A 7,674-nucleotide genomic window follows, 5' to 3' on the forward strand; every position below is an offset into this window, starting at 1 on the left:
GGACGGCGCCGACGCCACGGGTGCGAACGGCGCCGCAGCCGCAGCCGTGAACGCAGCCGCAGCCGCGAACGCCGCCGACGCCCGCGCGGCCGCGCACCCGTCTTCCGCGCCGGGCGCTCCGCTCATCGACAGCCTGGAGTACCCCGCCTCCGCAGCCCGCGCGGTGCGCGCGCTGCTCGGCGACGTGGTGGTGTGCGACTCGCTTGACGACGCGCTCGCGGCGCATGCCGCCGACGCGCTCGGCCTGCGCTTCGCGTCGCTTCGCGGGGAGGTGGTGTGGCCCTCGGGCAAGGTGACCTTGGGCCGCTCGGTGGTCGAGGGCGCCGACGGCGTGCTCGCGCGCGTCCGCCGCCTGGAGGAGCTGAAAGCCGGGCTTGCGAAAGCCCAGGTCACCACGGAGAAGGCTCGTGCCGAGGCCGCGGCGGCCGAGGAGTCGCTGCGCCAGGCGCAGGCGTCGAGCCTCGAGCTCAGCCAGCAGCTCGCCGCGCTGCGCGGCGGCGCCGAGGCAGCCCGCTCGGCGGCTGAGCGCGCCACCGAGAAGCTCTCCGCCGTGCGGCGCGAGCTTGAGGGCGTGCAGCGCCAGCGCGAGGAGGCCGAGGCGATCATCTCGAGCGCGCGTCCGAACGTGGAGTCCTTCGAGCAGCAGGTCAGCGACTTGCGCGCCCGGCTCGACGAGGCGAAGCGCAAGCAGGAGGAGGCCCAGGCGGCCCTCGCCCCGCTGCGCCGCGAGGCCCACCGCAACGCCGACGCGCTCGCGGAGGCCAAGCTCGAGGCCGCCAAGCTCGCCGAGCGCGACGCCTACACGGCGCGCCTGCGCGACGCCCGCCTGCGCGACTTGGAGCAGCTCGGGGCCCAGGCCGCCGAGTCGGCGGAGCTGCTCGTGGTGAAGAACGTGTCAGCCGCCCGCCTCGAGCCCCTGCTGGCGATCATCGACGAGCTGGCCACCTCGGCGCGCCGCTGGACGCGCGACTTGGAGGACCGCGCCGTGGCCGCACAGGACTCCTCCGCCGGCCTGCACGCCCGCGTGACCGAGGCGCGCGGCGCCACGCGCGCGGCGCACGACGCCTACGACGAGGTGAACGAGCGGCTCTCGGCGGCCCGCGTCGAGAAGGGCCGGCTCGAGCTGCAGGTCGAGGCGGCGGTGAACGTCATCGTGTCCGACTGCAAGACGCCGCTCGACGTGGCGCTCGCCACGCCCGAGCCCGAGGACCGCGCCGCGCTCGAGGAGGAGGCGTTCCGCCTGAACCGCCGCATCGCCAACCTCGGCACCATCAACCCCGACGCCGCCGCCGAGTACGACGAGCTCAAGAGCCGCTACGACTACCTGGCCGGGCAGATGGCCGACCTCGATGCGGCGCGCAAGTCGCTCGCCAAGATCAACCGGGTCATCGACGCGCGCATGCGGGATGACTTCGTGCGCACGTTTGAGGAGGTCAACGGCTACTTCCAGGAGATCTTCGCCACGCTGTTCCCCGGGGGCGCGGCCAACTTGGCGCTCGTGGACCCCGATGACCTGGAGAACACCGGCGTCGAGGTGAACGCGCAGCCCGCGGGCAAGCGCATCACCAAGATGATGCTCATGTCGGGCGGCGAGAAGTCCCTGACGGCGCTCGCGCTTCTGTTCGCGGTCTACCGCACGCGCTCCACGCCGTTCTACATCCTCGACGAGGTGGAGGCCGCGCTCGACGACACGAACCTGCGCCGCCTGGTGGCCTACGTCGACAAGCTGCGCGACACCACCCAGCTCATCATGATCACCCACCAGCGCCGCACCATGGAGATGGCCGACGTCCTGTTCGGCGTCTCCATGCAGTCCGACGGCGTGACGAAGGTGATCAGCCAGAAGCTCGAGAAGGCCCTGAGCTACGCCGAGTAGACCGCAGTTTCCATTGATTCGCTCTCTACCTCGCGAGGGCACTATACCTGCGTCAAGATCAGCTCGTATTCTCTGTATTGTCTTATAACATGCATTTGCTATACAATATAGCAAACTTGATGGATGCGGCTTGCGTTGGGGAGGTGCGCTGATGGAGGCGACTCAGCAAATGACTCAGCAGATGAACGTGCGCATTGGGGTTCAGCGAAAGCGTGACGGCGACGCGCGGCTGGCCTCCTTAGGGTTCACACCGTCGAAGGCCGTGCAGGGCTTCTATGATTTCCTGAGTCGTGAGGGCGTGCGGGACGCCGACGTCCGCGCGGTCATCGAGCCGACGCCGCGTGACGGTGGGCGTGAAGAGCGCCTGCGTAAGCTCGACGATCTCCACGCTGTGCAGCAGCGGGTGATCGCGTTCTACGCGGAGCGCGGCATCACGCGCGACCCGCTTCCGAATTTGTTGAGCGATCGCGAGCTCTACGAGGAGGCGCTCGTCGAGCGCTACGAGGAGAGGGGCCTTCTGTGAATGCGGGGGAGATGATGCTCCTCCTCGACACTAACGTGTGGCTTGACTATTTCGACCCGTGGCGCACGTCTCATGAGGATGCCTTCGCCCTCGTCGATTACGCGTATGCGGAAGGGATTGGCCTTGCGTACTTCGCGGGCGGTCTGAAGGACGTCTACTACCTTGTGGGCTCCATCCACAAGCGGCGTCTGAGGGCGGCGGGGAAGGAAGTGACGGAGTCCGAGGCGCTTGCTTGCAACGAGATGGCGTGGGGCATTGTTGACGCCATCCGTGACCTCGCCATTCCCGTTTCGCTTGACCTGCGCACCGTCTGGCTCGCGCGCCAGCAGAAGACGCTCTTCTTCGACCTCGAGGACGGCCTGGTGGCGGCTGCGGCCGAGCTTGCGGGCGTTGACTTCCTCGTGACCAACGATGCGAGGCTTGCCCGCACGTCAACGGTAAAAGCCTACTCGAGCGCCGACATGCTCACCTACCTCAAGCTGCGCGTGGAGCGGGCGGGTTGACCTTTCCCTCGTGTTGGCTGTCCCCTTTTTCGGCGGGGCGGGGGCTAACGCGCGCCTGATGTCATAGAATGGCATGGTGCAAGGTGCGACGTTGGCATGGAGGTAGTCTGCCATGGGTTTTTTCGACAAGATCAGCGAGGGGCTCTCGCGCTCCCGTGACAAGTTCAAGGAGTCGATGAACGTCCTGCTCGACCGCGGGCCGAACCTCGACGAGGAGTTCTGGGAGACGCTCGAGGAGACGCTCATCCTCTCCGACATCGGCGGCGCGGCGGCCTTCGACATCGTGGAGCGGCTGCGCGACCAGGCCACGCGGCTTGCGCTGCCCGACGCCTACGCGGTGCTCGACCTCCTGAACGACCAGATCAGCGCCACGTTCACGCCTGGCGGCGACGAGATCCTCGGCGGCGGCCCCGCGCTTCTGCTGTTCGTGGGCATCAACGGCACGGGCAAGACCACCACGGTGGGCAAGATCGCCAAGGAGCAGACCGACGCGGGCCGCTCCGTCATCCTAGGCTCGGCCGACACGTTCCGCGCCGCGGCCATCGAGCAGCTCGAGGTGTGGGCGCGCCGCGCGGGCGTGGAGATGGTCACGCGCGAGCGCGGGAGCGACCCGGCGAGCGTGTGCTACGACACCATCGAGCGCGCCGAGGCCGCCGGCTCCGACCTCGTGCTCATCGACACGGCGGGCCGCCTGCACACCTCGGCCGACCTCATGCGCGAGCTCGAGAAGGTGGTGAACGTGGTGCGCAAGCGCTCCGAGCTGCCGGTGTACACGGTGCTCGTGATCGACGCCACCACGGGCCAGAACGGCCTGCAGCAGGCGCGCGAGTTCAACCGCGCGCTCGACCTCGACGCGCTCATCGTCACCAAGCTCGACGGCACGGCGAAGGGCGGCATCGCGCTCGCCGTGAGCCACGAGCTCGAGCTGCCCATCATCAAGATCGGCGTGGGCGAGGGGATCGACGACCTGCGCGACTTCGACGCTCACGCGTTCTCGAGCGCGCTCATCGGCGACTTCGACGAGCGCTACGAGGAGGACGCCGAGCACGTCGGCGAGAACGCCAAGCAGGCGGCCATGACCGCCGGGGAGCGCCGCCGCGACGTGCTCGAGGGTGCGCCTGCGACGGCGGAGGCGACCGAGGAGCCTGCCGAGGCTGGGTTCGAAGCCGAGGAGCGCAAAGCCGAGGTCGAGGCTGCGGAAACGGCTGCGGAAGCGAAGCGCGCGGAAGCTGCGGCCGAGGCTGCGGAGGGGGCTGGGCCCAAGGCTGCCGGCGACCTCGAGCCTGAGCTTGAGCCTGAGCCCGAACCTGAACCCGAGCCCGCGCCGGCAGAGCTCGAATTCGATCCCGACGACACCAACTTCACCGACGAGGAGCTGGCCGAGCTCGCCTTGGCAGCCGCCGACCCGGATGCCGAAGACGACGCGGCCGCAGCCGTCGAGGGCGAAGCGGAAGAGACGGAGGGGGAGCCCGCCGCCGACGAGCTCGCGCCCGCTGAGCAGCCGCGCAAGAAGCACTTCTGGGAGAGGTGGTTCTAGCCATGGAGGTGCGCGCCTACACGCCCGCCGACCTGGTGGCCATGATTCCCATCTGGAACGAGGTCGTGCGCGACGGCCGGGCCTTCCCGCAGCTCGACGAGCTGGACGAAGAGACCGGCGCGGCGTTCTTCGCCGCGCAGTCCTACGCGGCGGTGGCCGTTGACGGGGGGCGCGTCATCGGCCTGGCCATCCTGCACCCCAACAACGTGGGGCGCTGCTCCCACGTGGCGAACGCGAGCTTCGCGGTGAGCAGCGAGGCGCGCGGCAGGGGAGTGGGCCGCGCGCTCGTGGCCGACGCGCTCGCGCACCTCGTCCCCTGCGGTTTCCGCGGCCTGCAGTTCAACGCGGTGGTGGCGAGCAACGCGCGCGCCATTCGCCTTTACGAGAGCCTTGGATTCACCCGTGTCGGCACCATCCCCGGGGGCTTCCTCGACAAGGAGGGTGCCTACGAGGACATGCACGTCTTCTACCACGAGGCCGCGGGCGTACCCTGCGCCTCACGCGACCGCGAGGAGGGCTGAGCCATGATCTCGGCAAGCGACGCCATCGACCGCCTGAGGCGGGGCAACCACGACTTCCTGACGCTGCGCCAGCACAAGCTCGACACGTCGCTTGAGCGCATCACGGAGCTCTACGAGTACGGGCAGAGCCCGTACGCCATCGTGCTCACCTGCTCGGACTCGCGCGTGGTGCCCGAGCACATGTTCATGGCGAGCCTCGGCGACCTGTTCACCATCCGCGTGGCGGGCAACGTGGTGGGCCCCTCCGAGCTGGCGAGCGCGGTGTACGCGTGCGATCACCTGCACGTGAAGCTCCTGCTCGTGCTCGGCCACACGCGCTGCGGCGCGGTGTCCGCGGCGCTGGAGGGCGGCTGCGCCGGCGCGGTGACGGCGATCACCGACAAGATCACCCAGGCCATCGGCGATGTGACCGACCCCTACGAGGCCGTCGTGCGCAACGTGCGCGCGAGCATGGCGGCGCTTGGGTCCGACGAGGAGCTCTCCCGTCTCGCCGCGCATGACGGGCTCGAGATACGCGGCGCCGTCTACCACACCCACTCGGGCGAGGTTGACTTCCTCGGCTAGCGCAGCCCCGCCCTGGCTCGGGCTTGCGCGCCTCTGGCCTGCGCTCACGCGCCGCCCGCCCCAGACCCGCTCGCCCCGAGCCTGCCCGTTCTCACCCGCTCGCCTGCGTCTCTGGCGCGCGCCGTAGAATCGTACTATAATGCAACTTTGAGGAGAAGCACGCGACGAATCGGAGGTCATATCATGGCTAAGGAGAACAGCGTCATCGACTGGGAGGCATACGGCGTGCTGCTCAAGGCGTCGCGCCTGGCGAACGGCTACTCGCGCGGGCTGTCGCTCGTGAAGGCGGTGGAGGAGAAGACGGGCATGCGCATCTCGGAGCGCACCGTCTACGCGCTCGAGGACGCCTCGCGCGCGCCGTCGGCCGACATCTTCATCGCGTTGCAGCAGGTGCTGCCCGAGCTGCAGGACCCCGAGTTTCTGCGCCCCGTCTTCCGCAACAGCAACGTGAAGGTGGCCATCGTGAGCCTGTAGGCGGGCGCCTGGGGTATAATCGTCCGGTTAACCGTGACATGCAAGCTCGTTTCAACAGGAGCAGAACACTATGCTTGAGAACCTCTCCGAGCGCCTCCAGGGCATCTTCTCGGGTCTGAAGTCGAAGGGCCGCCTCACCGAGGAGGACATCAACGCCGCCATGCGCGAGATTCGCCTCGCGCTTCTTGAAGCTGACGTTAACTTCAAAGTAGTCAAGGCGTTCGTCGCGCGCACGAAGGAGCGCTGCCTCGCCGCCGAGGTGCTCGACTCGCTCACCCCGGCGCAGAACGTGATCAAGGTGGTGCTTGACGAGCTCACCGAGCTTCTGGGCCGCACGGACTCGAAGCTCGTCATGGGCAGCCGCATCCCCAACGTCATCATGCTCGTGGGCCTGCAGGGCTCGGGCAAGACCACCGCGGCCGCCAAGCTCGCCTACCGCCTGAAGCAGGAGAACCACGCGCCCCTGCTCGTGGCCTGCGACGTGTACCGCCCCGCCGCAGCCGACCAGCTGGCCACGCTCGCCGGCGAGATCGGCGTGCGCGCGTACCGCGGCGACGGCGTGGACCCGGTGCGCATCGCGCAGGAGGGCGTGCGGGACGCCATCGACTCGCTGCGCGACGTGGTCATCATCGACACGGCGGGCCGCCTGCACGTCGACGAGGACATGATGGTCGAGGCCGAGGCCATCCGCGACGCCGTCAAGCCCGACCAGATCCTCATGGTGGTCGACGCCATGACCGGCCAGGACGTGGTGAACGTGGTCGAGGCGTTCGCGAGCCGCGTGGACTTCGACGGCGTCATCATGTCGAAGATGGACGGCGACGCCCGCGGCGGCGGCGCGCTGTCCATCCGCGAGGTCACGGGCAAGCCCATCAAGTTCATCTCCTCGGGCGAGAAGCCCGACTCGCTCGAGGTGTTCCACCCCGACCGCATGGCCAAGCGCATCCTCGGCATGGGCGACGTGGTGTCGCTCATCGAGAGCGCCGTGAAGGTGCAGCAGGAGGAGGCCGAGGCCGTCGAGGCTGAGCGCATGGCGAAGGGCCAGCTCACGCTCGACGACTTCATCACCATGAACCGCCAGGTGCACAAGATGGGCGGCATCGCGAAGCTCATCAGCGCGCTGCCCGGCGGCGACAAGGCGCTCGGGAGCGGGCAGGTGGACGAGGGGGCGCTCGACGCCATGGAGGTCATCATCAACTCCATGACGAAGGAGGAGCGCGTCAAGCCCGAGGTCCTCAACGGCAGCCGCCGCGCGCGCATCGCGAAGGGCGCGGGCGTCACGGTGACCGACGTGAACCAGCTCATCAAGAAGTTCAACGAGACCAAGAAGATGATGAAGAAGATGATGGGCACCGTCGAGCAGCAGCAGAGGCGCAAGGGCAAGCGCGGCAAGTCGCGCCGCGGCCGCGCGCTTCCCGGCATGGGCGGCATGTCGATGGGGGACCTGAAGAAGCTGCAGCAGATGATGGATCAATAGGACCCGGGAGCACTTCTCGCTGGCATTACGAACGAGCAGCGGCCCTTTTTGCTGGCGGCGCAACGTCGCGCCGGTTGATTTGCGAAGTCAGCCGAACACCTTCCCTCGACCTGCGCGTTCCATGGTTAGCCGAACGCGATGACGGTGTTCTGCGGGCGACCTATCGGGATCTTTTCCTGTTCGGATGACTCTGGAGGCA

At 68.4% G+C, this 7,674-nt stretch carries 7 protein-coding genes and 1 pseudogene; all 8 read left to right on the forward strand.

The genetic code is table 11. The features are described 5' to 3' along the window. A pseudogene (locus tag HRL41_RS11225) lies at positions 1 to 1,876 on the forward strand (chromosome segregation protein SMC); the annotation flags it as partial. Between the two features lie 151 nt (positions 1,877 to 2,027). Then, positions 2,028 to 2,399 carry a hypothetical protein gene (locus HRL41_RS11230; RefSeq protein WP_172137103.1) on the forward strand — a complete coding sequence of 124 codons (372 nt, stop codon included), beginning with the start codon at positions 2,028 to 2,030 and terminating at the stop codon, positions 2,397 to 2,399. Beyond that, entirely contained in the window at positions 2,396 to 2,902 is a 507-nt protein-coding gene (locus HRL41_RS11235; RefSeq protein ID WP_172137104.1) for a PIN domain-containing protein, read from the forward strand. The genes HRL41_RS11230 and HRL41_RS11235 overlap by 4 nt, the downstream gene beginning before the upstream one ends. A gap of 112 nt (positions 2,903 to 3,014) precedes the next feature. Continuing rightward, positions 3,015 to 4,439, forward strand: coding sequence for a signal recognition particle-docking protein FtsY (gene ftsY, locus HRL41_RS12260; RefSeq protein ID WP_253904883.1), 1,425 nt, complete (start codon positions 3,015 to 3,017; stop codon positions 4,437 to 4,439). After that, the gene (locus tag HRL41_RS11245) at positions 4,430 to 4,960 is read left to right on the forward strand and encodes an N-acetyltransferase family protein (protein WP_371808845.1); all 531 of its coding nucleotides are present in this window, start codon (positions 4,430 to 4,432) and stop codon (positions 4,958 to 4,960) included. The genes ftsY and HRL41_RS11245 overlap by 10 nt, the downstream gene beginning before the upstream one ends. A gap of 3 nt (positions 4,961 to 4,963) precedes the next feature. Continuing rightward, positions 4,964 to 5,524: a carbonic anhydrase gene (locus HRL41_RS11250; protein WP_165170475.1), complete on the forward strand. Its 561-nt coding sequence runs from the start codon at positions 4,964 to 4,966 to the stop codon at positions 5,522 to 5,524. A 183-nt stretch (positions 5,525 to 5,707) separates the two neighbouring features. Continuing rightward, the gene (locus HRL41_RS11255) at positions 5,708 to 5,998 is read left to right on the forward strand and encodes a hypothetical protein (protein WP_165047966.1); all 291 of its coding nucleotides are present in this window, start codon (positions 5,708 to 5,710) and stop codon (positions 5,996 to 5,998) included. A gap of 70 nt (positions 5,999 to 6,068) precedes the next feature. Next, positions 6,069 to 7,475 (forward strand): signal recognition particle protein, encoded by a 1,407-nt coding sequence (ffh, locus tag HRL41_RS11260; RefSeq protein WP_172137105.1) that lies wholly within the window; start codon positions 6,069 to 6,071, stop codon positions 7,473 to 7,475. The last annotated feature ends 199 nt before the right edge of the window (positions 7,476 to 7,674 follow it).

The organism is Adlercreutzia sp. ZJ473, assembly GCF_013185065.1.
Lineage (GTDB): Bacteria > Actinomycetota > Coriobacteriia > Coriobacteriales > Eggerthellaceae > CAAEEV01.